At 71.8% G+C, this 26,309-nt stretch carries 27 protein-coding genes; 16 read left to right on the top strand and 11 right to left on the bottom strand.

The genetic code is table 11. The annotated features are described in order from the left end of the window. Positions 1–51: 51 nt before the first annotated feature. From ACQRWP_RS07950 to ACQRWP_RS07940, 3 genes are all read right to left on the bottom strand, one after another. Complete coding sequence (locus ACQRWP_RS07950; protein WP_430503154.1) at positions 52–1,398, bottom strand: MGH1-like glycoside hydrolase domain-containing protein; 1,347 nt, start codon at positions 1,396–1,398, stop codon at positions 52–54. A 62-nt stretch (positions 1,399–1,460) separates the two neighbouring features. Then, positions 1,461–2,282 carry a TIM barrel protein gene (locus tag ACQRWP_RS07945; RefSeq protein ID WP_430501490.1) on the bottom strand — a complete coding sequence of 274 codons (822 nt, stop codon included), beginning with the start codon at positions 2,280–2,282 and terminating at the stop codon, positions 1,461–1,463. Beyond that, positions 2,279–3,319: a zinc-dependent alcohol dehydrogenase gene (locus ACQRWP_RS07940; protein WP_430501489.1), complete on the bottom strand. Its 1,041-nt coding sequence runs from the start codon at positions 3,317–3,319 to the stop codon at positions 2,279–2,281. The genes ACQRWP_RS07945 and ACQRWP_RS07940 overlap by 4 nt, the downstream gene beginning before the upstream one ends. A gap of 115 nt (positions 3,320–3,434) precedes the next feature. Here ACQRWP_RS07940 and ACQRWP_RS07935 point away from each other — a divergent pair, with 115 nt between their 5' ends. From ACQRWP_RS07935 to ACQRWP_RS07920, 4 genes are read left to right on the top strand one after another with little or no spacing between them, the layout of a single operon-like run. Beyond that, positions 3,435–4,829 (top strand): ABC transporter substrate-binding protein, encoded by a 1,395-nt coding sequence (locus tag ACQRWP_RS07935; RefSeq protein ID WP_430501488.1) that lies wholly within the window; start codon positions 3,435–3,437, stop codon positions 4,827–4,829. Next, on the top strand, positions 4,826–5,782 hold the full coding sequence (locus tag ACQRWP_RS07930; protein ID WP_196922626.1) for a carbohydrate ABC transporter permease: 957 nt from the start codon (positions 4,826–4,828) through the stop codon (positions 5,780–5,782). The genes ACQRWP_RS07935 and ACQRWP_RS07930 overlap by 4 nt, the downstream gene beginning before the upstream one ends. Then, positions 5,782–6,648, top strand: a complete 867-nt coding sequence (locus ACQRWP_RS07925; RefSeq protein ID WP_091406739.1) for a carbohydrate ABC transporter permease — start codon at positions 5,782–5,784, stop codon at positions 6,646–6,648. The genes ACQRWP_RS07930 and ACQRWP_RS07925 overlap by 1 nt, the downstream gene beginning before the upstream one ends. A gap of 54 nt (positions 6,649–6,702) precedes the next feature. Next, a complete protein-coding gene (locus tag ACQRWP_RS07920; RefSeq protein ID WP_238684903.1) occupies positions 6,703–7,308 on the top strand; it encodes a class I SAM-dependent methyltransferase in 606 nt (201 codons plus the stop codon). 119 nt (positions 7,309–7,427) lie between these two features. Here the strand turns inward: ACQRWP_RS07920 and eccB are convergent, their stop codons facing one another. Then, complete coding sequence (gene eccB, locus ACQRWP_RS07915; RefSeq protein WP_430501487.1) at positions 7,428–8,813, bottom strand: type VII secretion protein EccB; 1,386 nt, start codon at positions 8,811–8,813, stop codon at positions 7,428–7,430. A 129-nt stretch (positions 8,814–8,942) separates the two neighbouring features. On the opposite strand from eccB, the gene ACQRWP_RS07910 reads away from it, so the two are divergent. Both ACQRWP_RS07910 and ACQRWP_RS07905 read left to right on the top strand, forming a co-directional pair. After that, positions 8,943–9,662: a spermidine synthase gene (locus tag ACQRWP_RS07910; RefSeq protein WP_430501486.1), complete on the top strand. Its 720-nt coding sequence runs from the start codon at positions 8,943–8,945 to the stop codon at positions 9,660–9,662. 97 nt (positions 9,663–9,759) lie between these two features. Next, the gene (locus tag ACQRWP_RS07905) at positions 9,760–9,936 is read left to right on the top strand and encodes a hypothetical protein (protein ID WP_238677404.1); all 177 of its coding nucleotides are present in this window, start codon (positions 9,760–9,762) and stop codon (positions 9,934–9,936) included. Positions 9,937–9,952: 16 nt separating this feature from the next. Here ACQRWP_RS07905 and ACQRWP_RS07900 read toward each other — a convergent pair whose 3' ends face one another. Further along, positions 9,953–11,755 carry an acyl-CoA dehydrogenase gene (locus tag ACQRWP_RS07900; RefSeq protein ID WP_430501485.1) on the bottom strand — a complete coding sequence of 601 codons (1,803 nt, stop codon included), beginning with the start codon at positions 11,753–11,755 and terminating at the stop codon, positions 9,953–9,955. Positions 11,756–11,908: 153 nt separating this feature from the next. Here ACQRWP_RS07900 and ACQRWP_RS07895 point away from each other — a divergent pair, with 153 nt between their 5' ends. The 5 genes from ACQRWP_RS07895 (at position 11,909) to ACQRWP_RS07875 (ending at position 15,414) form a co-directional block, all read left to right on the top strand. After that, positions 11,909–12,331 (top strand): MmcQ/YjbR family DNA-binding protein, encoded by a 423-nt coding sequence (locus tag ACQRWP_RS07895; RefSeq protein WP_430501484.1) that lies wholly within the window; start codon positions 11,909–11,911, stop codon positions 12,329–12,331. A gap of 153 nt (positions 12,332–12,484) precedes the next feature. After that, positions 12,485–13,522 (top strand): SMP-30/gluconolactonase/LRE family protein, encoded by a 1,038-nt coding sequence (locus ACQRWP_RS07890; RefSeq protein ID WP_430501483.1) that lies wholly within the window; start codon positions 12,485–12,487, stop codon positions 13,520–13,522. A 98-nt stretch (positions 13,523–13,620) separates the two neighbouring features. After that, positions 13,621–14,220: a DUF4291 domain-containing protein gene (locus ACQRWP_RS07885; protein ID WP_430501482.1), complete on the top strand. Its 600-nt coding sequence runs from the start codon at positions 13,621–13,623 to the stop codon at positions 14,218–14,220. Positions 14,221–14,298: 78 nt separating this feature from the next. Beyond that, positions 14,299–14,679 carry a VOC family protein gene (locus ACQRWP_RS07880; protein ID WP_430501481.1) on the top strand — a complete coding sequence of 127 codons (381 nt, stop codon included), beginning with the start codon at positions 14,299–14,301 and terminating at the stop codon, positions 14,677–14,679. A 39-nt stretch (positions 14,680–14,718) separates the two neighbouring features. Further along, entirely contained in the window at positions 14,719–15,414 is a 696-nt protein-coding gene (locus tag ACQRWP_RS07875; protein WP_430501480.1) for an alpha/beta fold hydrolase, read from the top strand. Between the two features lie 50 nt (positions 15,415–15,464). Here the strand turns inward: ACQRWP_RS07875 and ACQRWP_RS07870 are convergent, their stop codons facing one another. From ACQRWP_RS07870 to ACQRWP_RS07860, 3 genes are all read right to left on the bottom strand, one after another. Further along, positions 15,465–16,733, bottom strand: coding sequence for an MFS transporter (locus ACQRWP_RS07870; protein ID WP_430501479.1), 1,269 nt, complete (start codon positions 16,731–16,733; stop codon positions 15,465–15,467). Beyond that, positions 16,730–17,326 carry an ArsR/SmtB family transcription factor gene (locus tag ACQRWP_RS07865; protein ID WP_430501478.1) on the bottom strand — a complete coding sequence of 199 codons (597 nt, stop codon included), beginning with the start codon at positions 17,324–17,326 and terminating at the stop codon, positions 16,730–16,732. The genes ACQRWP_RS07870 and ACQRWP_RS07865 overlap by 4 nt, the downstream gene beginning before the upstream one ends. A gap of 63 nt (positions 17,327–17,389) precedes the next feature. Continuing rightward, positions 17,390–18,970, bottom strand: coding sequence for an LLM class flavin-dependent oxidoreductase (locus ACQRWP_RS07860; RefSeq protein ID WP_430501477.1), 1,581 nt, complete (start codon positions 18,968–18,970; stop codon positions 17,390–17,392). 114 nt (positions 18,971–19,084) lie between these two features. On the opposite strand from ACQRWP_RS07860, the gene ACQRWP_RS07855 reads away from it, so the two are divergent. Beyond that, positions 19,085–19,687 carry a MarR family winged helix-turn-helix transcriptional regulator gene (locus tag ACQRWP_RS07855; RefSeq protein WP_430501476.1) on the top strand — a complete coding sequence of 201 codons (603 nt, stop codon included), beginning with the start codon at positions 19,085–19,087 and terminating at the stop codon, positions 19,685–19,687. Between the two features lie 94 nt (positions 19,688–19,781). On the opposite strand, the gene ACQRWP_RS07850 is transcribed toward ACQRWP_RS07855, so the two are convergent. Next, positions 19,782–21,293, bottom strand: a complete 1,512-nt coding sequence (locus tag ACQRWP_RS07850) for a phosphoesterase (RefSeq protein ID WP_430501475.1) — start codon at positions 21,291–21,293, stop codon at positions 19,782–19,784. A gap of 233 nt (positions 21,294–21,526) precedes the next feature. After that, the gene (locus ACQRWP_RS07845; RefSeq protein ID WP_430501474.1) at positions 21,527–22,189 is read right to left on the bottom strand and encodes a hypothetical protein; all 663 of its coding nucleotides are present in this window, start codon (positions 22,187–22,189) and stop codon (positions 21,527–21,529) included. A 422-nt stretch (positions 22,190–22,611) separates the two neighbouring features. On the opposite strand from ACQRWP_RS07845, the gene ACQRWP_RS07840 reads away from it, so the two are divergent. Further along, on the top strand, positions 22,612–23,574 hold the full coding sequence (locus ACQRWP_RS07840; protein WP_430501473.1) for a helix-turn-helix transcriptional regulator: 963 nt from the start codon (positions 22,612–22,614) through the stop codon (positions 23,572–23,574). A 57-nt stretch (positions 23,575–23,631) separates the two neighbouring features. Further along, positions 23,632–24,258 carry a DUF6624 domain-containing protein gene (locus ACQRWP_RS07835; RefSeq protein ID WP_430501472.1) on the top strand — a complete coding sequence of 209 codons (627 nt, stop codon included), beginning with the start codon at positions 23,632–23,634 and terminating at the stop codon, positions 24,256–24,258. Positions 24,259–24,291: 33 nt separating this feature from the next. On the opposite strand, the gene ACQRWP_RS07830 is transcribed toward ACQRWP_RS07835, so the two are convergent. After that, the gene (locus ACQRWP_RS07830; protein WP_196924914.1) at positions 24,292–24,687 is read right to left on the bottom strand and encodes a winged helix-turn-helix transcriptional regulator; all 396 of its coding nucleotides are present in this window, start codon (positions 24,685–24,687) and stop codon (positions 24,292–24,294) included. A 96-nt stretch (positions 24,688–24,783) separates the two neighbouring features. Here ACQRWP_RS07830 and ACQRWP_RS07825 point away from each other — a divergent pair, with 96 nt between their 5' ends. Both ACQRWP_RS07825 and ACQRWP_RS07820 read left to right on the top strand, forming a co-directional pair. After that, positions 24,784–25,641, top strand: a complete 858-nt coding sequence (locus ACQRWP_RS07825) for an SDR family oxidoreductase (protein WP_430501471.1) — start codon at positions 24,784–24,786, stop codon at positions 25,639–25,641. A 128-nt stretch (positions 25,642–25,769) separates the two neighbouring features. Further along, the gene (locus ACQRWP_RS07820; protein WP_430501470.1) at positions 25,770–26,282 is read left to right on the top strand and encodes an N-acetyltransferase family protein; all 513 of its coding nucleotides are present in this window, start codon (positions 25,770–25,772) and stop codon (positions 26,280–26,282) included. The last annotated feature ends 27 nt before the right edge of the window (positions 26,283–26,309 follow it).

The following is a 26,309-nucleotide window of genomic DNA, read 5'->3' as shown; positions in this document are numbered from 1 at the left end:
GATGCTCCTTACGGCCGCCGGGATCGGGGACGCTACCACCCGGCACCGCGCTCAGTCGGCGAGCAGGTCGAGCAGCAGCGCGGCGGTCCAACTGAACGCCGGTGAGCCCAGCCCGGCGCCGGTGTCCGGGTGGAAGTACTCGTGGCAGCCGGCCGCGGCGACCAGACCGATCATCGAACGGCGCAGCCCGGCGGCCAATTCCGGGTGCCCATGCCCGAGCAGCCCTCGCCGGACCAGCCAGCCGATGTTGAGCCAGCTCGGCCCACGCCAGTAGCGCAGCGGCTCGAAGTCGAGCGCGGTGCGGTCGTAGGTGGGTAGCGGCCGGTCCATCCGCCGGGCCACCCCGAAGCGGGCCGACCGGGCCTCGACGACCAGCGCGTCGGCCTGCCGGGTCGGCAGGTCGGGCAGGATCAGGGGGGTCAGCCCGAGCACGGTACGGGTGCTCACGAGGCGGCCGGTGCGCAGGTCACGAGGCTGGAACGTGCCGGTTTCCGGGTCGTACAGCCGGCGGAGGAGAGCGTCAGTGACGCGGGCGGCGCGGGCCCGGTGCGGCCCGGGGTCGTCGCCGACGAGCGCGGCGATCTCGGCGAGGGCGTGTTCGGCAGCCCCGAACGCCGCGTTGAACAGCGGGCACTCCACCAGGAACGGGTGACCGGCGGCCAGGTCGCGGTCGGAGTAGCCGTGGTCGCGGTAGGCGGCGACGATCGCCAGGTAGCGCGCGTAGTCCAGGTCCGTGGGGCGGTGCGCGGCGTCGGCGTGCGTGGTGTCGTGCCGACGGTACGCGCGCATGACGGCCGCCTCGGCCGGCACCGCGGCCATCGGCTCGTCCCACGCCGGGCTGTTGTCCAACCCGGACTCCCACGGGTGCACGATGCAGACCAGCCCGTCACCGGCGACGTCCCGCCGGTCGGCGAGGTAACGCTGTTGGGCGACCAGCGCCGGATAGAGCCGGCGCAGCGCGGCCAGGCCGGTGGGGTCGGGCGCCCGCCGGTACGCCAGCAAGGCGGCGAGCGCGTGCACCGGCGGCTGGACCAGGCCGGACGTGGCCACCGTCGGCGCGCCCGGCACGTCGGCCGAACGCCACATCTCCGGCCCCGGGAAGTACGCGCCGACCCGCAGCGCCGGGTTGAACACGATGTGTGGCACCCGTCCGTCGGCCCACTGCGCCCGGAACAGGCTCGCCAGCTCCCGCCAGGCACGGTCGGGACGGACCTGGGCCAACCCGATCGCGATGAACGCGGAGTCCCAACTCCACTGGTGCGGGTAGAGCGTGCGCGAGGGCACCGTGTGGTCGTGCTCCCAGTTGGCGTCGAGCGTGTCGACCGCGAGCCGACGCAGCCCGGCCGCGTCGGCCGGGCCACCCGCGCCGGCGCGCGTCGCACCGACGTCGGCGGGCACGCCGACGCTGGTCGGCTCGGCATCGGCGGGCACGCCGACGCTGGTCAGCCTCGCGTCGGCGGTCACGCGGCGGCCCGCCGGGGCAGCGCGTGTCGCAGCACCGTGGCGGCCTGTTGCAGGGCCCGGACCGGGTCGCCGCGGAGCCGGCACTCCAGCGCCAGCCAGCCCCGGTAGTCCAGCTCCAGCAGGGTTCGCACCAGCGCCGGCCAGTCCAGATGCCCAGCGCCGGGCTGGTACCGGTTGGAGTCGCTGACCTGGACGTGCCCGAGGTACGGCGCGGCGGCGCGGAGCGCGCGGTGCACGTCGTCCTCCTCGATGTTCATGTGGAAGGTGTCGGCGACCACCCGGACCGACGGCAGCCCGAGCGCGGCGCAGAGCGCCACCGCCTCGTCGAGACGGTTGACCATGTGGTCCTCGTACCGGTTGAGGGGTTCCAGGAAGAGGGTGACGCCCTCGGCCTGGGCGTGTTCGCCCAGCTCGCCGAGGGCGTCGAGGAGCACCTGCCGGTCGCCGTCCGGCGGGCGGGGCGGCTCGAACGGCGGCAGTCGCCGGGAGAACATCCCCCAGGCGGCCGGGGTCATCACCCCGACGCCGCCCAGCTCGGCGATCACCGAGAGCTGGGAGCGCAGGTTGCGGACGGCGTCGGCGGACCGAGCGGGGTCGAAGTCGCCGATGAAGTGGTCCATCTCGACGCAGACGGTGGGCATCACCACCCCGGCGGCGCGGGCCCGGCGCAGCTCGGGCAGCCGGCGGGCGAACGCCAGGTCGCCGCGGCCGCGTAGCTCGATGCCCTGGTAGCCGAGGGCGGCCGCGAGGGCGTACTTCTGGATCAGGTTGGTGCCCGGCAGGAGTTGTTCCTGACAGGCCAGCGCGATGGTGGTCATGAGAACCTCAGCACGACTTGGAGGACGTCACCGGCGCCGCGGTCGAGCAGCGCGAGGGCGTCGGCGACCGCGCTGGCGTCGACGATGTGGCTGACCAGCGGCAGCGGGTCGACGCTGCGGTCGGCCACCAGGTCCATGAAGGTCTGCGCGACCCGGTCTCCGGTCCACCGGCCGGCCATGCTCGGCGCGGGGGTGGGCCCGGAGACCTGGGCGGCCACCAACTGGATGCGGTTGTGGTGGAACTCCTCGCCGAGGCCGAGCGCATCGGCTTGGCCCTGGTAGAAGCCTGCGGCCACGACTCGGCCGGCGTGGGCGGTGGAGCGGATCGCCTCGTGCAGCGCCGGGTACGCGCCGGACAACTCCAGGCAGACGTCGGCCCCCCGGCCGACGGTGGCCTGGCGCAGCACGGCGGCGGCGGAGGTGACAGTGGCATCCACCGTGGATCGCGCGCCGTAACGGGCGGCGTGCTCCAGCCGGGCGGGCACCGTGTCGACGGCCACCACCCGGGCCCCGGAGAGCACCGCGAGCCGGGTGGCGAGCAGCCCGATGACGCCCTGGCCGAAGACGCCGACCCAGTCGCCGAGGTGCAGGTCACCGGCGAGCACGGCGGTCAGCGCGATGGCGCCGGGGCGGGCGAAGACCGCGGCGAGCGGATCCAGCCCGCTGGGGAGCGCACGGACCGCGTCGGCGGCGAGCACCGCCTCGGCCCGGTGCCCCCAGATGCCCCAGACGAGCTGCCCCGGATGCCGGTCGGTGACCTCCGGCGCGACCTCGATGACCTCCCCGACCTCTTCGTAGCCGAAGCCGATCAACGGGTACGGCACCGGCGTCTGTCGGGGGACGAACATCCGTGCGGCGTCGTCCCAGTCCTTGCTGAGCCGGGGATTGCTGCCCCGGTAGAGGGTCAGCTCGGTGCCGGCGGAGATGCCCGAGTAACAGGTGCGGACTCGGACCTGGCCGGGGCCGAGCGGATCCGGCGGGCAGGGCTCGAGGCTGATGCGTCGAGGCCCGGCGAGAGAGACCACCCAGTTGCCCATGTGTCACATCCCGGTAGCACTGGGCTCCAGGATAGCAAAAAATCGCGATATGTCTTGCTATTGATCAATCGAAGGTGTTGGATCCTTCTTGTACCCTTCGAGAGGAGTGCCATCGATGTCTGCACCTCCGAGGCGGATACTCGCCACCACCCTGATCCTGGCACTGACTACGTCCACCCTGCTGGCCTGCGGCGACGATGAACCCGACAGCAACAGCAAGAAGATCACCGTCTGGAGCCTGGAAGACGTGGCCGACCGGGTCACCGCCACCAAGGCGATCATCGCCGACTTCACCGCCAAGACCGGGATCCAGGTCGATCTCGTGACCGTCAATGAGGACCAGTTCCCCTCATTGATCGCCGCCAACGCCGCCGCCGGTGACCTGCCCGATGTGGTCGGGTCGGTCTCCCTCGCCGGCATCCGTACGCTTGCCGGCAACGAACTGCTACACGCCTCGGCGAACGCGGAGGTCGTCGACAAGCTGGGCAAGCAGACGTTCTCCCCGCGAGCGCTGGAGCTCACCTCCGACGACGGCAAACAGCTCTCCGTGCCCAGTGACGGGTGGGGGCAGCTGCTCGTCTACCGCAAGGACCTGTTCGCCGCGGCCGGCCTGCCCGCCCCCGACACGTACGAGCGGATCACCGCCGCCGCGGCCCGACTGAACACCGGCGGCGTCGCCGGCATCACCGCGGCGACCGCCCCCAGCGACGTGTTCACCCAGCAGACCTTCGAGCACCTGGCGCTGGCCAACGGCTGCCAGCTCACCGACGACTCGGGGAAGGTGACACTGGATTCGCCCCAGTGCGTCGAGGCGTTCCGCTTCTACGGTGACCTGATCCGCACCAGCTCGGTGAAGGGCGCGCAGGACGTGGACACCACCCGGGCCACCTACTTCGCGGGCAAGGCGGCCATGGTGATCTGGTCCCCGTTCATCCTCGACGAGCTGGCCGGGCTGCGCAACGACGCCAAGCCGACCTGCCCCCAGTGCCAGGCGGACCCGGCGTTCCTCGCGAAGAACAGCGGGTTCGTGACCGCGATCAAGGGCCCGAACGGCACCGAGCCGGCCCAGTACGGCGAGATCAGCTCCTGGGCGGTGCTCGACGGCGCGGCAGCCGACCCGGCCAAGTCCTTCGTGGAGTACATGCTCGGTGACGGCTACCCGCGCTGGTTCGGCATGTCCCCCGAGGGCCGCTTCCCGGTGCGCAAGGGCACCACGGCCGAGCCCGAGGCGTACCTCACCGCCTGGAACACCAGCCAGGCCGGCGTGGACGCGAAGAAGCCCCTCACCGACGTGTACGGCGAGGAGGTCCTGGCCACACTGCGCCGCAGCCCGGACACCTTCGGGCGCTGGGGCCTCACCCAGGGGCAGGGCAAACTCGTCGGCGCCATGCTCGGCGAATTGCCGGTGCCCAAGGTGCTGGGCGACCTCGTCTCCGGCAAGTCCGACGCGGCGGCCACCGCCAACCGCGCCACGAAGGACGTGGACGCCATCAAGGCGGGCGTCAATTGACCACCACCGCGCCCGGCCCCGGCCGCTCCCCCACCAGGGAGCGGCCGGCGCCACCCCGGCGCCGACCGCTGACCCTGCGCCGCCGCGAATCCCGGGCCGGGCTCGCGCTGGTCGCACCGACCCTGCTCGTCACCATCGCGGTCATCGGCATCCCGATCGTGTGGACAGTGGTGCTCGCCTTCCAGCGGGTCCGGCTGGCCACGCTGCGCAAGACCGGCCTGTTCGGCGAGTTCACCATGGACAACATCGACCGGGTGCTGCACACCCCCGGCTTCGCCGAGACACTGTGGGTCACGCTGATCTACAGCATCGGCGGCACCGTCGGGTCGATCCTGCTCGGCCTGGTGGCCGCCCTGGTCGTCCGCCGGCCGTTCCGGGGCCGCACCCTCGTCCGGGCGTCCATGCTGCTGCCGTACGTGGCACCGGTGGTCGCTGTGACGTTCGTCTGGCAGGTGATGCTCGACCCACAGCTCGGCATCGTCAACGCGTGGGGTCAACGCCTGCTCGGCTGGGACGCCCCGGTGCCGTTCCTCACCCAGGAGTCGACCGCACTGGCCACGGTGATTGTCTTCGAGGCGTGGCGGTACTTCCCGTTCGCGTTCCTGTTCCTGCTGGCCCGGCTCCAGGCGGTGCCCGGCGAGCTGGAGGAGGCCGCCCGGGTCGACGGCGCCACCCCCACCCAGCGGTTCCGGCACATCCTGCTGCCGCAACTGCTGCCGGTGATCGCCCTGCTGGGCGTGCTGCGCTTCATCATGACGTTCAACAAGTTCGACGACGTCTACCTACTCACCGGCGGTGCAGCCGGCACCGAGGTGGTCAGCGTGCGGGTGTACGAGTTCCTCACCGCCCGTACCGACATCGGGGCCGCCGCCGCGCAGGCGGTCGTGCTGGCGGTGGTGCTCATCGTGTTCGTGCTGATCTATCTGCGCTTCTTCGGACGGAGGGTGGGCTGATGGACCGGGACGTGGTCGAGACGGTGAGCCTGCGTTGGCTGCGCCGCCTGGTGATCGCCGTGTTCCTGGTGATCACGGTGTTCCCCTTCTACTACATGCTGGTGCTCTCGGTGCGCCCCATCGAGCGGCTGCTGCTCGACCCCGGCGCGCTGGTGGTCGGGTTCGGTGAGCTGACCGTGGCCACCTACGCCGAGGTGCTCAAGGCCACCGACGACGGCGGCCAGGGCTTCCTCACCTTCATCCGCAACAGTGGGCTGGTCGCCGTCGCGGCGACAGTGCTCACCCTCCTGGTCGCGATCCCCGGCGCGTACGCGGTGGCCCGGCTGCGGTTCTTCGGCCGGCGGCAGGTGGACTTCCTGTTCCTGGCGGTCTACCTGTTTCCGTCGATCGTCATCGCGATCCCGCTGTTCGTGGTCTTCACCCGGGCCGGGCTGCGCGGCTCGCTGTTCGGTCTGGTGCTGGTCTACATCTCGCAGACGTTGCCGGTGTCGGTCTACATGCTGAAGAACTACTTCGAGACCATCCCGGTCAGTCTGGAGGAGTCCGCCGCCATCGACGGCGCCGGTCGGCTCGGCATCATTCGGCGCGTCAGCCTGCCCCTGGCGATGCCGTCGATCATGGCGGTCGCGCTCTACGACTTCATGATCGCCTGGAACGAGTTCCTCTTCGCCCTGCTGTTCCTGGTCGACAAGCCCAACCGGTGGACGGTGTCACTCGGGTTGTCCCTGCTCGCCGACGGGGTGGAGGTCCCCAAGACGGTGCTGATGGCCGGGTCGGTCGTGCTCACCCTGCCCATCGTGATCCTCTTCTTCGCCAGCGAACGGCTGCTCACCGAGGGGCTGACCAGCGGCGCGGAGAAGGGATGATCGTCTCGTCCGGGTCGCCCGCCAGGCCCCCACCGGCCCGGTTACGGTGGCCTCATGGCCAACCCGACCCGCTGGGCGACCGACACCGGCCCCGAGCACTCACAGTGGTATATCGACCGGTTCCGCAAGCTCGTGGCCGAGGGCGCGGACCTGGCCGGCGAGGCCCGACTGGTGGACGCCCTCGTCGCGCCCGGCTCCCGGATTCTCGACGCCGGCAGCGGCACCGGCCGCGTCGGTGCCGCGCTGGCCGAGCGGGGGCACACGGTGGTCGGCGTGGACGCCGATCCCGCGCTGGTGGATGCGGCCCGCGCCGACTATCCCGGTCCGACGTGGCTGGTCGCCGACCTCGCCGAGCTGGATCTACCGGCGCTGGGTGAGGCGGAGCCGTTCGACGCGGCGGTGTTGGCCGGCAACGTGCTCGCCTTCGTCGCCGTCGGCACCGAACCGGCGGTGCTGCGCCGGGTGGCCGCGCACCTGCGACCCGATGGCGTGCTGACCGTGGGCTTCGGCACCGAGCGCGGCTACCCGCTGACCGCGTTCGACGCCGACGCGGTGGCCGCCGGGCTGCGCGTGGAGCAGCGCTTCGCCACCTGGGACCTGCGCCCGTGGCGCGACGACGCCCCGTTCGCGGTCACCGTCCTGCGCCGCCCGGCCGACTGACACCGGCGGCCGCGCGTTGCCTCCCGGTGATCAAGAGGTTTGCGTCAGAACTTGGCGCCAGCCTGACGCAAACCTCTTGATCACCGCTGCCCCGCCGCCCGGCGCGGGCCGGGTCGTCCTCAGTCGGGGGCGGCGACGGCGCGGGCGGCGGCCGGGTCGAGGGTGGCGCCGGCGGGCACCAGGCTGACCAGCCCGGCCGGTAGCCGCACCGGCCGCACGTCGCGGTAGCCGAGCATCGGGAGCACCTCCCGGTCGGCCAGCACGTACCGTCGGCCCAGGTCGGTGACCACGGAGACCGCGCCGCCGGTTGCGCCGGGCGCCGCGGCGGCCTCGACCACCGCGCCGCGGCCCGGTTCCACCACCACGTGGTCGGCCAGCACCGCGCCGCCGGTCGGCGCGGTGCGGGGCACGGCGGTCAGGTCCCGCAGCGGTACGCCCCAGCGCACCTCACCAACCCCGCCGTCGTCGCCGATGCGGGTGCAGAGCGCCCCGCCGTCGCCGGCCGCGAGCCGGGGCGGGGTCGGTGGCGGGGCGTTCGGGCCGGTCGGGGCGAGATCAGGCACCGTGGGCAGCGCGGCGAACTGACCCAACGTCATCGGCACCGGCTCGACCTGCCCGGTGCGGGCCAGCAACAACCCCGCCTGCAACTCGGTGATGCCGGCCAGGCCGGCGTCGAGCGCCACCGCGTACTGCCGGCCGCCACCGGAGTTGCTCACCAGGTAGACCGTGCCGATCGCGGCACCCGGCACCCGGGTGGCGGGCCGAGCCAGCGCGGGCAGATCGAGCGGGGCGAGGTCGGTGCCGGCGGGCAGCGAGTTGAGCAGTGCCGGCGCCACCGGGACCGCCTGGGCCCGGGTGGTGGCGAGCGCCGCCAGCACCCGGCTGGGATCACGGACGAGGTAGCGCCGCTGGTGCCAGACCAGGTGCAGCCCACCGTCGGGGTGGCGCAGCAGCAGCGCGTCGTCGCCCAACGGCCGACCGCCGTCGGGCTCGGTGCCGATCAGCAACGCCGAGTGGGGCGCCTCGACGCCCGCGCCGGCCGGGACCGTCGAGCAGACCGTCCACGCAGTGGCGGCCAGCCGGCCCGGGGCGGGCAGCGAGTCGGGTGCGTCGGCGATGCCCAACGGCAACCCGCGCGGGACCCCGTCGATCGTGCGTCGGGACACCAGGACGGTTTTCGACCGGTCCGCACCGACGATGAGCAGCGCCGAGGCGTAGTTGAGCACCGGGTGCAGCTTCTGCTCGCGGTAGACGAACCGGGCGCCGGATTCCTTCTCCACGATCACCGCGCCCGGGTCGCGCCACCCCTTGCCGCCGCCGGCGAACAGGCCGTAGAGGGCGAAACCACCGAGCCCGATCGCCGCGACCAGGACGCTGGCCAGGCCGGCGCCGGCCAGCCGCCGAAACGGCGACTGCGCGGGGTCGGTCTCCCGCATGACCAGGGCGGCGACTGCCCGCTGGACGCTGAACTGGTAGGAGTGCAGCTGGTCCTGCCGCGACGGCATGAGTCCCCTCCGGTGGATCGGCCGGGCACAGGATATGCGCTGCGTCGATCTCCTGCGGACCCTGCGTGGCCGCCCGTCGCGGGGCAACCGCTACCATCCGTGGACGAATCCGGCGGCGAGAGGGCACCCGTGGGCGCGCGTTTCGAAGAGCTGGCCTGGCGGGAGACCCCGATCGGCGCGATCAGCCTGCGCCGACGCCGGGACCCGGCACTCCAGGTCGAGGTGTACGAGGTCAAGCTCGACGACGAGTACCTGATGTCCAGCCTCTTCCCGGTCGCGGAGATCGAGCTGGCCCGGCTGGGGCTCGCCGAGGTGGCCGGTGACTCGCTCGACGTGGTGGTCGGCGGTCTCGGGCTGGGCTACACCGCCTGCGCCGCGCTGGGCGACCCCCGGGTGCGCTCACTGTTCGTGGTGGAGGCGATCGAGGACGTGATCGACTGGCACCAACGAGGACTGCTGCCGTTCGCGGCGGGGCTCGCCGAGGACCCCAGGACCCGCTTCGTGCAGGCCGACTTCTTCGCGGCGGTGGCCGGTGACACCGGCTTCGACACCGAGGTGCCCGGTCGGCGGTTCGACGCGGTGCTGCTCGACGTCGACCACTCCCCGCGCAACGTCCTGCACCCGAGCCACGCGGCGTTCTACCCGCCGGCCGGGTTGCACCGCCTGACCGCCCTGCTGCGCCCCGAGGGCGTCTTCGCGCTCTGGTCGGACGACCCGCCGGACGCCGAGTTCACCGCCGCGCTCACCGAGGTGTTCGCGAGCGTCCGCGCGCATGTCGTACCGTTCGCCAATCCTCTGACCGGCGGGGAGTCGGCCAACACCGTCTACGTGGCGCGTACCGGGCCCTGATCGACTCGGGTATGCCGCTCGCGCATGGTGTCGGCCGGACGGGGAACGAGAAGCCGGGGCCGGCCGCACCAGGCGCGGCCGGTTACGGGAGGTCGACATGCGTGCACTGCTCTGGGTTGTCGGCGTGGTCGCCGGCGTGCTGATCCTGCTCGGGTTGATCCTCGAGGCGGTCCGCTGGCTGATCATCATCGGTGTGATCGCGCTGGTGATCGTGATCGTCTGGGGCGTCGTCAAGGGGCGGCAGGCCGTGAGCCACCAGTCCCGCCGACGGTGACGGGCGACGGGGCCGGTCAGAACCAGTCCGGGCGCATGTCGAGCGTGGTCCGGTCCCGGCTCTCCAGCAGGTCGAACTGCGGCCCGGTCCGGGGCAGCTCGACAGCGAAGAAGTAGCGGGCGGCCTGCCGCTTGCCGGCGTGGAACGCGTCGCCGGCCCCCTCCGGCGGCAGCGCCAGCACCTGCTCCAACCACATCCACGCGATCACGACGTGACCGGCGGCCTCCAGGTAGGCGCTGGCGTTGGCCAGCGCCAGCACCGGATCACCGTCGGCCCACAGTCGACGGGTGACAGCGGTGACCCGGTCCACCGAGGCGGCCAGCCGGTCCGCCAGCTCCGCCGCCTCTCCCCCGACCTTTCGGGCCCGCTCGAGAGTGTCACCGATCGTCGTGGTCAGCAGGGCAAGACCAGCGCCGCCCTGCATGATCATCTTGCGCCCCAGCAGATCCAGGGCCTGAATGCCGTGGGTGCCCTCGTGGATCGGGTTGAGCCGGTTGTCCCGGTAGTGCTGCTCCACATCGTGGTCGCGGGTGTAACCAGCCCCTCCGAGCACCTGGATCGCCAGGTCGTTGGCGGTGAGGCACCACTGCGACGGCCAACTCTTGGTGATCGGGGTGAGCACGTCCAGCAGCAGGTGCGCGCGCTCGCGGTCGGCCTCGGCCGGGGCGGTCTTCTGCTCGTCGAGCAGCCGCGCGCAGTAGAGCACCAGCGCCAGCGCCCCCTCCACGTAGCTCTTCTGGGCCAGCAGCATCCGTCGTACGTCGGGGTGGTCGATGATCGGCACCTGCGCGGTGGCCGGGTCCTTCGCGCCGACCGGCCGACCCTGCGGCCTCTCCTTGGCGTACGCCAGGCTCTTGAGATAGCCGGTGTAACCCAGCGCGGTCGCGCCCGCCCCGACCCCGATCCGGGCCTCGTTCATCATGTGGAACATCTGCGCCAGACCCTGGTGCGGCGCACCGACCAGGTGGCCGACCGCTCCGGCGCGGCCGGCCGGTGTGTGCGCGCCGTCGCCGAAGCTGAGCAGGGTGTTGGTGGTGCCCCGGAACCCCATCTTGTGGTTGAGCCCGGCCAGCACCACGTCGTTGCGCTCGCCGAGCGACCCGTCCGCGCCGACCAGCACCTTGGGCACGATGAACAGCGAGATGCCCTTGACCCCGGGCGGCGCGCCAGGGATGCGCGCCAGCACCAGGTGGACGATGTTCTCGGCCAACTCGTGGTCACCACCGGAGATCCACATCTTGGTGCCGAACAGCCGGTACGTGCCGTCCGCCTGCGGCTCGGCGCGGGTGGTGATGTCGGCCAGTGAGCTGCCGGCGTGCGGCTCGGACAGGCACATGGTGCCGAAGAACCGGCCGTCCAGCATGGGCCGGACGTAGGTGTCCACCTGCTCGGGGCTGCCGTGGGCCAGCAGCAGGTTGGCGTTGCCCAGGGTGAGGAACGGGTACGCCGAGGTGGCCACGTTGGCGGCCTGGAACCAGGTGAAGCAAGCCGCCGCGACGGCGTGCGGCAGTTGCAGGCCACCGACCGTGGCGTCCAGCCCGGCGGTGAGCAGGCCCGTCTCGGCGAAGCTGTCCAACGCCGCACGGACCTGCGGGATCAGCCGCACCCGCTGCCCGTCGAAGGTGGGCTCGGCCAGGTCGGCGGCGCGGTTGTGCGGGGCGAACTGCTCGGTGGCCACCCGCTCGGCGAGATCCAGGGCGTCGTCGAAGGTCTCCCGGGAGTGCTCGGCGTAGCGGGGGCGCTCGACGAGCTCGGACACCCGCAGCCATTCGTGCAGCAGGAAATCGAGGTCACGGCGGGAGAGCAGGGTGGACGGCACGGCACTCCTCAGCGGGCACGGGGGCGGGTCGGGCCGGGGCGACGGCCCACTGTCGCCCCGCCCATCCTGGCGGATCGACAGGGCGCGCACCACCGGCCCGGGCGGGGTTCGACGAGCGGAACTTGTCACACCGACCGATTAGCGTCGTTGCCCGTGACCGCACCCGGAGACGTCCCGCCCGAGGTCCTCGACCGGCTGCGGCCGATCTGTCTCGGGCTGCCTGAGACCTACGAGGAGCCCGCCTGGGTGGGCACCCGCTGGCGGATCCGCAAGCGGACCATCGCCCACGTGCTCACCGTCGACCCCGATCGCCAGCCGGTCCACGCACGGGCCGCCGCACTCGACCAGCCCGCATGCCTGCTGACCTTCCGGTCGCCGCTCGACGAGATCGCCGGGCTCCTCGCCGCGGGGCACCCCTTCTACAAACCGGACTGGAGTCCGAACGTGATGGGCATGGTCCTGGACGGGAACACCGACTGGGAGGAGGTGGGTGAGTTGCTCACCGAGAGCTACTGCGTCATGGCCCCGAAGCGGCTCGCCGCCCGGGTCGGCCCCCCGTCACCGCCGACCGGCTGAGCACCGAGGGCACCCTGCCGCCGGCTCAGCGCCGGCGCTGTCCTGCGGCCGGCGGTTTCGGTCGGCCTGCTCCGGGGATACCGCGCCGGTTGGCCGTAGCCGTCGTCACCGGCTGAAAGCCGAGGCGCCGCCGGGCGGGTGAGGAGCAGGTCGATGTCGTCGCTGCCCACCGAGGAGGATCACCGGTTGACGCCGGTGCTCCGGGAAGACCGGGTGTGCACGGGGGTGACCACAGTGCGCGGGCGGGTGTTCCTGAGCTACCCGTCGGCGGATCGGCCCGGCGTGCAGGTGGTCGAGGCGCTGCCGGACGGCCGTCGCGTCCCCTACCCCGACGCCGCGTGGAACCGTGCCGACCAGCCGCCGAGCGGGGCGTTCGTGCACGTCAACGGGTTGCGTGCCGGCCCGGACGATCGGTTGTGGATCGTCGACTCAGGCGCGCCACGGATCGGCGGCGCACAGGTGCCGGGCGGCGCTCGGCTGATCGGCGTCGACCCGGACGGCGACCGCGTGGAGCGGGTCTACCACCTCGACCAGGCGGTGCGCCCAGGCAGCTACGTCGACGACGTCCGCTTCAACGGCCGGGTGGCGTACCTCAGCGACGCCGGGGCGGCCGGTCTCATCGTGCTCGACCTCGACTCGGGTCGGCCGAGACGGGTGCTGGACGGGCATCCGAGCACGGCGGGCGGCCCGGTGCTCGCCGACGGTCGCGTGCTGCGTGACCCGGACGGCGCCGAGGTACACCTGCACGTGGACCAGTTGGAGGTGTCGCCGGACGGTCGCTGGCTCTACTACCAGCCGGCCTCCGGCGGGATGTCCCGGATCGCCACCCGCTGGTTGGACGACCCGTCGGTGTCCGCCGACGAGCTGGCCCGGAGGGTCGAACGCTGGTGTGACACGCCCAGCACCGGTGGCACGGCCATCGACGCCACCGGCACCATCTACCTCAGCGATCTGGAACGGCGGCGCGTCCTCGTCCTCGCACCCGACCGCAGCGTGCGGACGCTCGTCGCCGACCCTCGGCTGGCGTGGGTGGACGCGATGTGGCTCGACGCCGATGCCCGGCTCTGGATGCCGGCGGCCCAGTTGCACCTGACCGCCGGGCTCAACGGCGGGCACTCGGCCGTCGACTACCCGGTCCAGATCTACCGGATAGCGGTCGAGGCCGGGCCGCCCGCACGGGACCACGCCTGAGTGCCCAGTCCGGCAGCCGCGGGTTCGCACCGGGTCTCCCCGGCCCGGGTACGAAATTCCGGTGGAGACGATGCGGTCCGGCGGGTGAAGATCACAGTGTGTCCGTTCCCGCGCGCCAGATCCGTGCCCGTTACTCGGAAGACACGATCACCGTGTACCAGGCGTACCCACCGGAGATCGCCTTGCCGGCGACGGCCGCCGGTCGCTTCGTGGCTCCGTTCAAGCGTGACCGGATGACCTGGATCAAGCCGTCCTTCCTGTGGATGATGTACCGCTGCGGTTGGGCCACCAAGCCCGGGCAGGAGCGCGTGCTGTCCATCGACATCACGAGGGAGGGCTTCGAGTGGGCGCTGGCGCGCGCCTGTCTGAGTCACTACGACCAGGGCCTGCACGGTGACCGGGCGACGTGGTCGCGGCAACTCAAGACCAGCCCGGTACGGGTGCAGTGGGATCCGGAACGGACACTGCACCTGAGCGCGTTGCCCTACCGGTCCTTGCAGGTCGGGCTGTCCGGCGAAGCCGTCGCCCGGTACGTCGACGACTGGACGGTCAGCGTCACGGACATCACCCCCACTGTCCATCGCGTACGGGAACTGGTGCGGGCCCATGACGTACGGGCGGCCACGGACCACCTGCCGGCCGAACGAAGCTATCCGCTGCCGAGGCAGATCGCGGCCCACCTAGACGCCACCGGGTGAGCCCGCGCGGTCACCGCCCCTCGGGTGCCGTGCGCCAGCATCGAGCAACACGTTCACATTCTCGATATCCTGGCCGGCATGCACCGAAGCCGTGTGTACGCGCTGCTGATCGACGCTCCCGAGGCGGAGGCCGCCAGGGCGGCGGAGTTCTGGTCGGCGGCGCTCGGCGTCAGCACCCGGTCCGATCCGGCCGAGCCGCAGTTCGTCGGCCTGCACAAGGCACTGCCGGGGCTGGTCACCGCGGTCCAGGCGGTCGACGACACGCCTCGCTTCCACCTCGACATCGAGACCGACGACGTGCCAGCCGAGACCGGACGGCTGATGGCTCTGGGTGCCACCGAGGTGTCGCAGTGGCTCGAGTGTCGGATCCTGCGGGCGCCCGGCGGTCACCTGCTCTGTGTGCTTCCGGTGGCGAGTCCGCCGGAGGTGTTCGCGGCCGAGGCCCGCACCTGGTCGTGACCCGCCGACCTGTCGCAGGTCGGCGTTAGGCTCCCGGCCATGGCTGAATTCGTTTTGGTGGCGGGGGCGTGGCTGGGGTCGTGGGCGTGGGACGAGGTGGTGCGGCCCCTGCGGGCGGGCGGCCACGGCACGCACCCGCTGACCCTCTCCGGCCTCGCCGACAGGCGGGATGTGCCCGCCGGGCAGCAGACCCATGTGCAGGACATCGTCGACGAGATCGAGCGCGGCGACCTGCACGACGTGGTGCTGGTCGGCCACAGCTACTCGGGCATTCCAGTGGGTCAGGCCGCCGAGCGGATCGGTGACCGGTTGGCCCGGGTGGTCTTCGTGGACTCCGAGGTGCCGGTCGACGGTGGGTCGTTCGCCTCCGGCTGGTGGCAGGGCCAGGCGGCCTTCGAGGCGCAACTCGCCGACAACGGCGGCGATTGGGCTCCGGCCGGCGTGGCCGACGTCGACGGTCAGGGTCTCACCGACGAGCAGATCGCCCGCCTGCTCGGAGGCGCCACTCCGCACCCGGGCGCCACGCTGACCGAGCCGGCCGTGCTGAGCCGTCCGCTGGGTGAGCTGCCGGCGACGTACATCAAATGCCTGCTCGACGGGCCTGAGCCCAACGACACGGTGGCCAAACTGCTGGCCAGCGACCACTGGCGACTGGTCACCATGGACACCGGTCACTGGCCGATGTTCTCCCAGCCCACCGAGCTGGCCCGGATTCTGTTGGCGGAGGCCGGCTGACCTTCGCTGGCCGGGGCGGCAGACCCAGGCCAGCCGCACGCCAGCAGCCCTCAGGTCGCGTCGAGGGTCTGGATGTGGCGCACCGGCGACGCGAGCAACCACAGCACGGCGAGCACGCCACCCAGGCCGGCGATGGCCAGGGTGGGCCGCAGCCCGATGGTGGTGCCCAACGCACCGCCGACCAGCGCGCCGAGTGGGCGGATGCCGTAGTTGACGGCGCTGTAGGCACCGGCCCGGCGTCCTAGCGCGTCGGCGGGTGTCACGGCGATGAGGAGGGCGTTGAGGTTCACGTCCATCAGCATCACCCCGACGCTGGAGACCAGCTCGATGGCCGCCAGCATGGCCACCTTCGTCCAGGTGGGTCCGGACACCAGCGCGGTCAGCGCCAGCGGCGCGGGAAAGAGCACCGCGCCGATCATGGCGGTACGGCCCAGACCGATGGCGCGTGAGACCCTCGGTGCGAGCGCCGCGCCGATGAATCCGCCGATCGCTCCGAAGCCGAGGGCGATGCCGATCGCGCCGGCCGACAGGTCGAGTTCACGGCTGGCGTAGAGCACCAGCAGCGCGCCGGCGATGAAGGTGAAGAAGTTGACAGTGCTGGTGCAGCCGAGGGCGGCCCGCAGCACCGGATGCCGCATTACCAGCACGAGCCCTTCGCGGACCAGGCCGAGAGTGGACGTCCGACGCGGCGGCGGCGGGGGCTCGGTCACCGGGATGCGGCTGAGCAGCAGCGCGGAGCCGAGGAAGGAGACCGCGTCGACGACGATCGCGACCGGAGCGTTGAGCGCCTGGACCAGCCCACCGCCGACGGCCGGGCCGGCGATGAAGGAGAGCGACCGGCTCATGCTCATCTTGCTGTTCGCGTCCACGTACGCCGATCGCGGCACCAGGCCGACGAAGAACGCCTGACGCGCCATGGCGAAGAGCACCGCGCCGAAGCCGGTGAGCAGTGCCACCAGGTAGAGGTGGGTGAGGGTGATCGCGTCGAACAGGTAGGCCACCGGCAGGCTGAGCAGCACCGCGGCGCGGATCAGGTCCGCGATGATCAGCAGTCGCCGCTTGTGGGTGCGCTGGTCCACCCAGGCACCCAGGAACAGGCCCAGCAGGTTGGGCAGCCAGATCAGCGCGGTGAGGACACTGACCTGCACGGGTGTGGCGGTGAGCAGGGTGACGGCGATCAGCGGTAGGGCCAGTTCGCTGATCCGATCGCCGAAGTGGGAGATCGTCTCGCTGATCCAGAAGGTGCGGAACCGCCGGTCACGGTGCAGGGCCGGCGGGGGCCCGGCGTTGGTCTCGGTGGGGGCGTCGGTGGCGGTCATGACGCGGCCGAGTCGTCGTCGCCGGGTTCGGGCAGCAGGTAACGCAGCATCCGGATGATCCGCGCGTCGGCCGGGGCCGACTCCTCCTTGCGCCGCACGTACGGGGCGATCAGCTCTTCAATCGACTCCTCCAGTTGCCGCAGCTCGTCGGCGGTGGCCACGAACCGGGTGTCGGCCATGCCGGCCAGCGCGCGCCACTCGTCGTCCAGCCGGGGCTCGTCATGCAGCAGCCACTGCTGGGGTGCGTCGGCGTTGCGGGCGAACATCTCGCCGCGAAGCTGCTGGCTGGCGGACTTCCCCTCGGTGCCCTCGGGCACCGTGAAGCGGAAGCCTCGGGCTGCCGCCTGCCACCAGCGTTCCCGCTTGCTGGTGGCGCCATCCCAGTCGGTGACCAGGCCGAACGTCGCGAGGTGCCGCAGGTGCCAGCTGACCACCGACGGTGTGGCGCCGACGTGCGGCGAGAGCCCGGTGGCCGTGGCCGGGCCGTGCCGCTGAAGGTGCTCCAGGATCGCCAGCCGGACCGGGTGGGCCAACGCTCGCAGCGCCTGCGGCTCGGTGATCTCGAAATCCCCATACGGATTCTTGAGAGACATGTTTCGAGAGTAGTCTCTCAGATCAGATCGGGGCAACCCCGAGACGCCGCAGCGGCGCGTTGATCAGGCGATGCCCAACCGCGCCAACGGCTCGACCAGTTCCCGCTCCTCGTAGCTCAGGTGCGACAGGAGGGCGTCGGTCAGCAGGTCCACCGCGGCCCGCAGCTCGGTGATGCCGTCCGGAGACCCGACGTACGCGACCAGGGCCTGATCGACACCCTCCAGCACGTCATGGATGACGTGATGTTCCTGCTCCAGGCGGTCGACCACCGGACCGAGTCGGGCGTCGCGCGCCCGCAACCGGGGGAAGAGCGACTGGTCCTCGATCGTGTGGTGGGTGGTGACGATGCGGCAGTACGACTCGCAGTAGACGCCGAGGGTCCAGCGGTTCTGCCGCATGGTCATCGTGTTGATGTGGGACCGGGCCGCGCCGGCGTCGATCTCGCCGGCCGCCACCTGCTCGATCAGGTCGTGAATCTGGGCCAGCTCGGCGCGCAGGCCGTCGTGGATCTGCACAAGGTGCGCGCCGGTGGCCTGCTCCTGCGGGGTGTAGGTGCGCTCCGGGTCGGGCGCGGGCCCGGTCGGCCGCTTCGACTCGTCCCACACCTGCCGCTCGCTTCGCCGTACGCCGTCGTCCGGGGTCGGCACCACGGCGAACGCGCCGCCGGTCGCGGTGGCGCGGCTCGCCCGGACCGGCGGCGCAACGACCGGCTCCGGCTCCGGCGGTGCCGGCGTACGCTCCGGAGCCGCGCCCCGGTCACGTTCGGCGGCGACCAGCTCGCGGACGGCGGGCGCCACCTCGCCGGCGAAGCGGCGCAGGCCGTCGGGGTCGTCGCTGCCCAGGATGAAGGTGCCCACGCCCTCCTCCAGTGCCAGCTCGGCCAGCTCCTCGGCCCACTGCTCGGCGGGCCCGTTCAACGGGCCGCGCCCGACGGTCGAGAACTCTCCGGCGATGTTGAGCAGCCGACGCACGTCCTGCGGGGACCGGCCGGCCTGCTGCGCGGCGTCGTCGATGATCGCGTTGCCCTTGGTCAGATCACCGGGCTGGAGGTAGCCCAGCGTGGGCAGCCAACCGTCGGCCCGACGACCGGTGAGCTGAAGCATCCGGGGCTTGTACGCACCCAGCCAGATCGGCACCGCGTGTGCCGGAGCGGGACCACGCTTGGCGCCCACCACCCGGTAGAACTCGCCGTCGACCCGCACTCCGCCGCGCGTCTCGACGTCCCAGAGCTGACGGACGACCTCGATGGCCTCCTCCAGCGCCCGTACGCCCTGGCCGGGGGTCAGCCGCCGGCCGCCCATCGCCTCGATGGCATCCCAGAACGCCCCCGCCCCGAGGCCGAGGCTGACCCGGCCGCCGCTGAGCAGGTCCAGGCTCGCCACACTGCGGGCGAGCACCGCCGGCGGGCGCAGTGGCAGGTTCGTCACGTTCGCCGCCAGGTGCACCCGGCCGGTGCGGGCCGCCACGAAGCTCAGCAGCGTCCAGGTGTCGAGAAACGCCGGCTGGTACGGGTGATCCTGAAAGGTGACCAGGTCCAACCCGACCTGCTCGGCCAGGACGGCGACACCGACCGCACGGTCCGGATTGTCAGCGCTGGGCGTGACGAAGGAGCCGAAGACCAGGTCGTGGCCGTAGTCGCTCATCTGCGAGCCTCCCGATTTCCCCGACGCCTCGGACGATGCGTCGTGACCTTAACCTTATGCCACACAGAACATCTTCTGCCAACAAGGTCTGACCTACTGCGGTATTGTCGGGGGATGACGGGTGCCCCTCACCGGCCGGACCGGCCCGATCCGCTCGACGACGACCTGGGCTGGATGCTCGGGATCGTCTTCCGCGGCTACGTCCGGGCGGCCGAGCACGCGCTCACCGACTTTCCCGGTGGCCCGCGCGGCTACCAACTGCTCACCGCGGCCAGCAACGGGCCGGCCCGAAACCAGGGCGCGATCGCCGAGGAGATCGGCATCGACCGCACCGTCCTCACGTACCTGATCGATGACCTGGAGCGGCCCGGGTTCGTTGCCCGGCGCGCGGACCCGGCCGACCGGCGCAACCGGCTGGTCGAGGTCACCGACGCCGGCCGTGCCGCGTGGGAACGGCGGCGGTTGGCGTTGCGGCAGGTCGAGTCGCATCTGCTGGGGGCGCTCACGCCGACCGAGTCGGCGACGCTGCGGTCACTGCTGCAGAAGGTCGCCTGCTCGGCCCAGGCGGTGGACCCGTTGCGCGACCTCTGCGAGGTGGTGACACAGGTGCAGGTCGACCCGGCGTCGGCGGCGCCCGCTGCGCGCCGGACCGGCGCCGCGGCGACGCGGAGCGGGCGAACCGCCACCCCCCGAGCCCGCCGCAGCAGGCCCGACTGACCTGCGGATACAGCGGGGCGGGCCCGCCCCGCGCCACCCGACGTGGTCCGTCGAGCGGTGCCGGACAGGCCCGCGATGTCGCTACCGCACTCGGTCAGCGCACGTGCACGAAGACCGGGTTCGAGTAGAACCACAGGTCGTCCCACGGGCTCTCCAGCCCATCGGCGAGCGGCTCGGCCTCGTCGGTGCTGGTGCCGCGCACCCGTGCGTAGGTGTCCGCCTCGACATTGCGCAGGGTGTGCCGGATGACGTAGCTGTCGCCCTGTCGACGCCAGTCCCGCGGGCCGAACCGGGCCGCCACCTTGGTGGTGGGGTTGGTGTCGGCGTCCAGGCTGGCGCTCGGGCCGGTGATCTGGCCGACGATCAGGTCGACCCGGCGGACCTCGGGCCGGTCGCCGTTCGCGTTCACCCCACCCAGCGGGCGGAACGTGATCTCGATCTCGACATCGGTACGGCTACGACGGCTCACCGTGATCGTCTCGCCCACCTCGGCGGTCCTGCCCTGCGACGTGGCGGTGACGTCGAGGCTGCGGATCAGGTCACCGGTGGTGACCCAGATCCGGCCGTTGCGCAGGCCGTCCATGATGTCGCCGTAGTCCTGGCGGGCGTGCACGTACGTCTTGCTGTACTCGCCCGGCCAGAAGTCGGAGCCGCCGCGCGTCCAGTGCACGTGCGAGTCCGAGGTCGCGGTGATCCACCAGCGCCGGCCCTCGCCGAGCAGTGAGTCCCACAGGCCGCCGACCCGGGCGGTCATCTGATCGAAGCCGCCATAGGTGGGGTGGTTGCCGTAGCCGCCCCGCTTGCCACCGTTGAGCGGACCGGCCTGGTGACCGGGGGCGCCCTCGAAGCCGATGTAGACGTCCGGCGCGGCGTTGTTGCCGTTGCGGAACTCGCGCGGGGTGTCCTGACCGTAGACGCCGAGACCGGGCGCCGAACGGGAAGTGTGGTGGGCGATCACCAGCGGCTTGTGCGGCATGCCCCGGGCGACCTTGAGGAACTCCACCATCTTGGCCTCGGTGTCCCGGGCCGGGTCGGTGGGGAACGCGTCGTACTTGGCGAACCGGCTCTCCAGCTCGAAGAGCTGCTTCGCCTCGTCGTCGTGGCGCGGGATCATCAGCGTGTGGTGGTCCAGCGAGGGCGCGTCGAACTCCATGCCCCAGAACTGGAGCACCTCGGGGACCAGCTTGCGGGACCGCAGCAGGTCGGGGTACGCCTGCTCGATGTTCACCTTCGAGTGGGTCGGTCCACCGTGGTCGGTGCACATCGCCCAGGTCAGGCCGAAGTTCTTCGCCATGATGGCGTTGGTGACGATCGGGTAGACCGCGTCCGCGCCCTTGTGGAAGACGATCGGGGACTTCGTGGTGTCGAACTCACCGCTGTACTCAGAGTGGATGTGATGGTCGCCCGCACGCCACGCCCGGTTCTTGGAGTTACCCCGGTCGGCCTTGTCGTCGTCACCCGGCCGGCGGTCCTCGTCGGCCCACGCCGCGCTGGCGCCGACCAGCGGGCTGGCCGCGGCCAGCGTCGCGCCGACGCCCGCGTACTTGACCAGCTTGCGCCGGGACAGCTGCGCGTGCTCGGTCTCTTCGGGATGCTTGTCTCTCACGTGAGAGCCTCTCCTCGATCAAGCGAATGCTCTTTCGATCAAGGAGCCTCGGAGAGTGCGGTGAACACCCGCCGTACGCAGCGGGTGCGCACGATGAACACCCTGCCCCGACCTGCCGGAGTGCCGGGCCGGGGCAGCGGCGGGTCACACCGCGACCGCGCGGAGTGCCCGAGCAGGACTGAGGCCGGCCGGGCCAGGGCACCTGCCGGCTGCCACAGCCGCCGACGGCCCGGTCAGATCCGGGCCCGCGGCAGCCAGCCCAGGAATCGGAGCCGGACCCGGGGCAACGGCAACGTGGGCAGGTCCTGAGCGGCGGCGACGAGGCAGGAGCCGAGATAGACCGCGAGGGAGGCGCGCGCTCCACCGAACTCGGCGAGCAGTTGGCTCTGCTTGGTGGCGCAGGGCCACTCGCGGCCGCATCCGGTGCAGGTCCAGCTCGGCGGACTGGGAAGGTGCTCCGGCAGCTTGGCGCGGCGGTACCGACCGACGACGCTGTTGTCCGAGCGCACGTCGCGTCGCCGTGCCGCGGGGCCTTCGTTGCGGTGGCCCACCGGACGGGCACCGGGCAGGTAGCGCCCGACAGTGCCGAAGAGCACCCCGACGCGGATCAGGGCGTCCGGTCCGACGTGCTGGGTCAGCAACGCGGTCATCAGGTAGTGCCCCAGCAGGTCGAAGGCGTCACGGTGCAGACCCAGGTCGCGGCAGAGGTCGACGAAGTCCGGCGTGGTCAGTGGCACCCGGTCGTCGAGTGCGCGGCGCAGCACCTCACGCAGCCCACGCCCGAGCCTCTCCAGCGCGTCCCCCTCGCCCAGGCCCAGGCTGTCCTCGTCCGCCACCCGGGCCAGCGCCTCGGCGACGGCCAGCCGAACGACGCGGTCAGGATCGGTACTGTCCAACGCTTCCCCCTCCGTGGGTCGGCCTCCCGGCAGTGACCCGGTCGCCCTCCGACGAATCATGAACAAGATTTCGCTGTCGGCCACGAGGGTGGCTAGGACAGCGGACGTAGAACCATTCGGCGCGCTAGCCGGAAAACGAAGTCGAGCTGCCGACACATCACAGTGATTCGCAGGACGGCACGCCGATGATTGTCGTATGGTGACATTCCCATCTACAGATATTGCGTCTCAGAGTCGGTGAATGGTCAGACCAGATCCGACACGCTGAACCGGTCGCTGCCGTCCCGCTCGCGACGTTCCATCCCACCGCACCGCCGGCCAACGATGTGCCGGGTCACCGCCGAGCACCCCGGCACGTCCCGAACCTGCCGTCGGCACCCGTTCCAGCACCCGGCGGCACCTCCACCGGACGGAGACAGCGGATGACCTCATCGCCAGTGCAGACCCACCAGTTCGACAGCCGTGACCCGGCGGTCATCCAGGAATTCCTGTCCGCCACGTACGACCCGAAACTGCGCATTCAGAGCCGGAACGGATACCGGCTCACCCACCACCGCGTCGACACCGGCCCCTTCGCTATCGCGACCACCCGCCAGACCGGGCACCTCGAGATCGATGCCAGCACCCTCGGCGGGCTCGTCATCGGTCGCACCCGCACCGCGCACGTCGATCGCTCCTGCGCCGGATCGGCCCACCGGTTCGGCCCCGGCGAGGTCTTCCTCGTCACCAGACCCCAGGAGCCGTGCACCGTCCACTGGCATCCCGGTGAGGTGGAGCTCTGCGTGCTGGACCTGTCGGTGCTGGCGCAGGTGGCCACCACCGCGCCGGCCCGCCGGCCCGGTCGGATCGAGTTCACCGAGCTGGGTTCCGCCACTACGACCCTCGCCCGGCAGTGGCGCAACACCACCAGCTTCGTCCGCGACGTCGTGTTGAACAGCCCAGCCGCCGGGGCACAGTCGCTGGTGATCGGCAACGCCGCCCGGATGCTGGCTGCGGCGGCGCTCGCGGTCTTCCCCAACACCGCGTTCACCGAACCGACCGCCGCGGACCGGAACGACGCCACCACCGCCACGCTGCGGCGGGCGATCGCGTTTCTGGAGGAGCACGCCGACCGGGACATCAGCGCGGCCGACATCGCCGGCGCCGCCGGCGTCTCCCTCCGGGCGGTGCAACTCGCCTTCCGCCGTCATCTCGGCACCACCCCCATGGCCTACCTGCGTCGGGTCCGGCTCGTGCGGGCACACCACGACCTGGTACGCGCCGACCCGCGTCAGGAGACGGTCTCGGCGATCGCCAGTCGGTGGGGATTCGCCAGCCACAGCAGGTTCACCGCGCGATACCACGCCAGCTTCGGTGTGCCGCCACGCGAGACGCTGAACACCTGAGACAGGTCGCGGTCCGCGTCTTGTGGGGGTGACCACGACCCGACGACAATCGACGAGGTGAAGCTCCCGTCGCCGCTCACGGTGCCGCTGGTGGCACTGCTGACCCTCGCCGCCTGCGGCACCTCGTCCAGGCCGGCCGACGACCCACCGAGCAGCGCGCCGCCGGCAGCTCCAAGCACCCCCTCCCCCGCCTCGTTCGACAGGGCGCTGCACGACGAGTTGATCGCGATGCTGGAGCGTGACCAGGCCGACCGCGAGGGCACGCCGCAGAGCGAGTCCGACCAGGCCCGCACCGAGCGGTTGAAGGAGATCATCCGTAGCCACGGTTGGCCGACCTTCGCCCTCGTGGGCGAGGACGGCGGCAACGCCGCCTGGGCGATCGCCCAGCACTCCGACCAGGATCCGACCTTTCAACAGGAGGCACTGGACCTGCTGCGGGCGGCGGTGGCCGCCCGCCAGGCATCGCCGGGCAACCTGGCCTACCTGGAGGACCGGGTCGCGGTGGGCAGGGGGGAGCCCCAGGGGTACGGCACACAGATCCGCTGCGGACCGGACGGCCCCGTCCCGACGACTCCGATCAGGGACGAGCCGGCTGTCGAGCGGCGCCGGGCCGAGGCCGGCCTGCCGACGCTGGCCAGCTACCTGGCCGAGATGACCACGATCTGCGCGCAGGACGCCAACTAGCGCGGCGTCGACCAACGCTCATCGGGCTGCGAGTTAGCCCCGGTCGCGCTCGCGGCTGTCGCGGGCGGTCTGCAACTCGGGCACCGAGGCCTCCAGCAGATCGGCGAGGCCACGCAGTTGCTCGGCGACCCGGGCGCCGAGCGGGGTCAGCGAGTATTCGACCCGCGGCGGGATCGCGGTGAGCACCTCGCGGGTGAGCATCCCGTCGCGTTCGAGGGTCTGCAGGGTCTGCGAGAGCATCCGCTCGCTGACCCCGTCGATGCGGCGACGCAGCGCGTTGAACCGGTAGCGGCCCTCACCGAGCGCCAACAGGGCCAGCGAGGCCCACTTCGAGGTGACGTCCTCGAAGGCCGCACGGGAGGTGCACCCCCGGGCGAAGACATCGCTGACGAATTCCTGGGTAGGCCCCGCCGGGTCCTGGGCCGGCATGTCGCTCACCTCACCAGCCTATCCCACGGCGCTTCTTGGTTAGTGCTGTAGATTCGTAAGTGCTTACTGATCCGCCCCTACCCTCCGGAGGTTCCCATGCCCACCTATGCCGTCACCGGCGCCACCGGCCGGCTGGGCCGCCTGGTGATCGAGCAGTTGCTCGACAGCGGCGTACCCGCCGCCGAGATCGCCGCCGTCGTCCGCAGCCCGGAGAAGGCCGCCGACCTGGCCGCGCGCGGGGTCGAGATCCGCAAGGCCAACTACGACGACCCGTCGACGTTGCCCGGCGCCGTGGCCGGCGTACACCGGCTGCTGCTCATCTCCGGCGACACTCCCGGTCAGCGCGTCGCGCAGCACACCGCGGTCATCGACGCCGCCAAGCTCGCCGGGGTGGAGCGTCTCGTCTACACCAGCATCCTGAGGGCCGACACCACAGCGAACCCGCTCGCCCCGGAGCACAAGGCCACCGAGGAGGTCCTCGCCGCGTCCGGTCTGACCTACACCGTGCTGCGCAACAGCTGGTACACCGAGAACTACACCGACCAGCTGCCGCAGTACCTGGGGTCCGGCACGATCCTCGGCGCCACCGGCGGCAGCAAGATCTCCGCCGCGACCCGGGCCGACTACGCGGGGGCGGCCGTGGCCGCGCTGACCCGCGAGGAGGACGGCAACGCCGTCTACGAACTGGGCGGCACCGCGTTCACCTTCGACGAGCTGGCCGAGGCCGTCACCGAGGTGACCGGCACAACCGTCGTCCACCAGGACATGTCCGCCGCCGAGCTGGCCTCGGCCCTGGAGAACGTCGGCCTGGACGCGGGCACCGCCGGTTTCGTCGCCGCGCTCGACCACTCGATCGCCAACGGCGAGCTGGCGACCGACAGCGACGACCTCAGCCGGTTGCTCGGCCGGCCGAGCACCCCTCTGCGCGACGCCATCAGGGCCGCGCGGACCTGACCGGGTTCATCGCCGAGGCGGGCGGCGGGGCCCCGGTCGCCGTCGCCCGCCAGGCGGGGATGCAGACGTATCCTCGACGGCATGGTGAGGCACGTCGATGACCAACTTCCCGGGCCCATCGGGCTGCCATGTGGGCACGCCGTGCGGTCCGACGTGGCCACTCCGGCGTCGGCCCGGTGAGCGGCGGCGACTTCGTCGTCCGCGCCGCCGTGGCGCAGGACGACCCCGAGCTGGTCTTCGACGTGCTGTGGCAGCTCGCGCCCGACGACGCGCGGCCGGACACCGCCCGCCTCGCCACCGCCTGGCGCGACCTGCACGCCCAAGCCGGCCGCCGCCTCCTGCTGGCCGTCGCCGGGGACACCTTCGTGGGCACCCTGGACACCCTCGTCGCCCCCAACCTCACCCACGGCGCGCGACCGTACATGGTGGTGGAGAACGTGGTGGTCGCACCCGGATGGCGTCGTCGTGGGGTCGCCCGGGCTCTCATGCTGGCGGCGCTCGGCGAGGCGACGGCGGCCGGGTGCTACAAGGTCCAACTGGTGTCGAACGCCGCGCGTACCGACGCCCACCGGTTCTACGCGTCCATCGGGTTCACGCAGTCCGCTCTCGGTTACCGCCGATACCTCACCGCCGCGACGTGACGCCGGGTGCGGGCGCTGCCGCGTCCC

The sequence above is a fragment of the Micromonospora trifolii genome (genome assembly GCF_050516465.1).
Taxonomy (GTDB): domain Bacteria; phylum Actinomycetota; class Actinomycetes; order Mycobacteriales; family Micromonosporaceae; genus Micromonospora; species Micromonospora trifolii.
Note: the sequence above shows the minus strand (reverse complement) of the source record. Positions and strands in the feature narration are given on the sequence as shown.

What these genes read in the sequence shown, in the direction of transcription:
- ACQRWP_RS07945 (WP_430501490.1), bottom strand. Translation starts at nt 2,282, where the DNA reads ATGACCACCATCGCGCTGGCCTGTCAGGAACAACTCCTGCCGGGCACC.
- ACQRWP_RS07940 (WP_430501489.1), bottom strand. Translation starts at nt 3,319, where the DNA reads ATGGGCAACTGGGTGGTCTCTCTCGCCGGGCCTCGACGCATCAGCCTC.
- ACQRWP_RS07935 (WP_430501488.1), top strand. Translation starts at nt 3,435, where the DNA reads ATGTCTGCACCTCCGAGGCGGATACTCGCCACCACCCTGATCCTGGCA.
- ACQRWP_RS07925 (WP_091406739.1), top strand. Translation starts at nt 5,782, where the DNA reads ATGGACCGGGACGTGGTCGAGACGGTGAGCCTGCGTTGGCTGCGCCGC.
- ACQRWP_RS07920 (WP_238684903.1), top strand. Translation starts at nt 6,703, where the DNA reads ATGGCCAACCCGACCCGCTGGGCGACCGACACCGGCCCCGAGCACTCA.
- eccB (WP_430501487.1), bottom strand. Translation starts at nt 8,813, where the DNA reads ATGCCGTCGCGGCAGGACCAGCTGCACTCCTACCAGTTCAGCGTCCAG.
- ACQRWP_RS07905 (WP_238677404.1), top strand. Translation starts at nt 9,760, where the DNA reads ATGCGTGCACTGCTCTGGGTTGTCGGCGTGGTCGCCGGCGTGCTGATC.
- ACQRWP_RS07890 (WP_430501483.1), top strand. Translation starts at nt 12,485, where the DNA reads ATGTCGTCGCTGCCCACCGAGGAGGATCACCGGTTGACGCCGGTGCTC.
- ACQRWP_RS07880 (WP_430501481.1), top strand. Translation starts at nt 14,299, where the DNA reads ATGCACCGAAGCCGTGTGTACGCGCTGCTGATCGACGCTCCCGAGGCG.
- ACQRWP_RS07875 (WP_430501480.1), top strand. Translation starts at nt 14,719, where the DNA reads ATGGCTGAATTCGTTTTGGTGGCGGGGGCGTGGCTGGGGTCGTGGGCG.
- ACQRWP_RS07870 (WP_430501479.1), bottom strand. Translation starts at nt 16,733, where the DNA reads ATGACCGCCACCGACGCCCCCACCGAGACCAACGCCGGGCCCCCGCCG.
- ACQRWP_RS07865 (WP_430501478.1), bottom strand. Translation starts at nt 17,326, where the DNA reads ATGTCTCTCAAGAATCCGTATGGGGATTTCGAGATCACCGAGCCGCAG.
- ACQRWP_RS07860 (WP_430501477.1), bottom strand. Translation starts at nt 18,970, where the DNA reads ATGAGCGACTACGGCCACGACCTGGTCTTCGGCTCCTTCGTCACGCCC.
- ACQRWP_RS07855 (WP_430501476.1), top strand. Translation starts at nt 19,085, where the DNA reads ATGACGGGTGCCCCTCACCGGCCGGACCGGCCCGATCCGCTCGACGAC.
- ACQRWP_RS07840 (WP_430501473.1), top strand. Translation starts at nt 22,612, where the DNA reads ATGACCTCATCGCCAGTGCAGACCCACCAGTTCGACAGCCGTGACCCG.
- ACQRWP_RS07830 (WP_196924914.1), bottom strand. Translation starts at nt 24,687, where the DNA reads ATGCCGGCCCAGGACCCGGCGGGGCCTACCCAGGAATTCGTCAGCGAT.
- ACQRWP_RS07825 (WP_430501471.1), top strand. Translation starts at nt 24,784, where the DNA reads ATGCCCACCTATGCCGTCACCGGCGCCACCGGCCGGCTGGGCCGCCTG.
- ACQRWP_RS07820 (WP_430501470.1), top strand. Translation starts at nt 25,770, where the DNA reads ATGTGGGCACGCCGTGCGGTCCGACGTGGCCACTCCGGCGTCGGCCCG.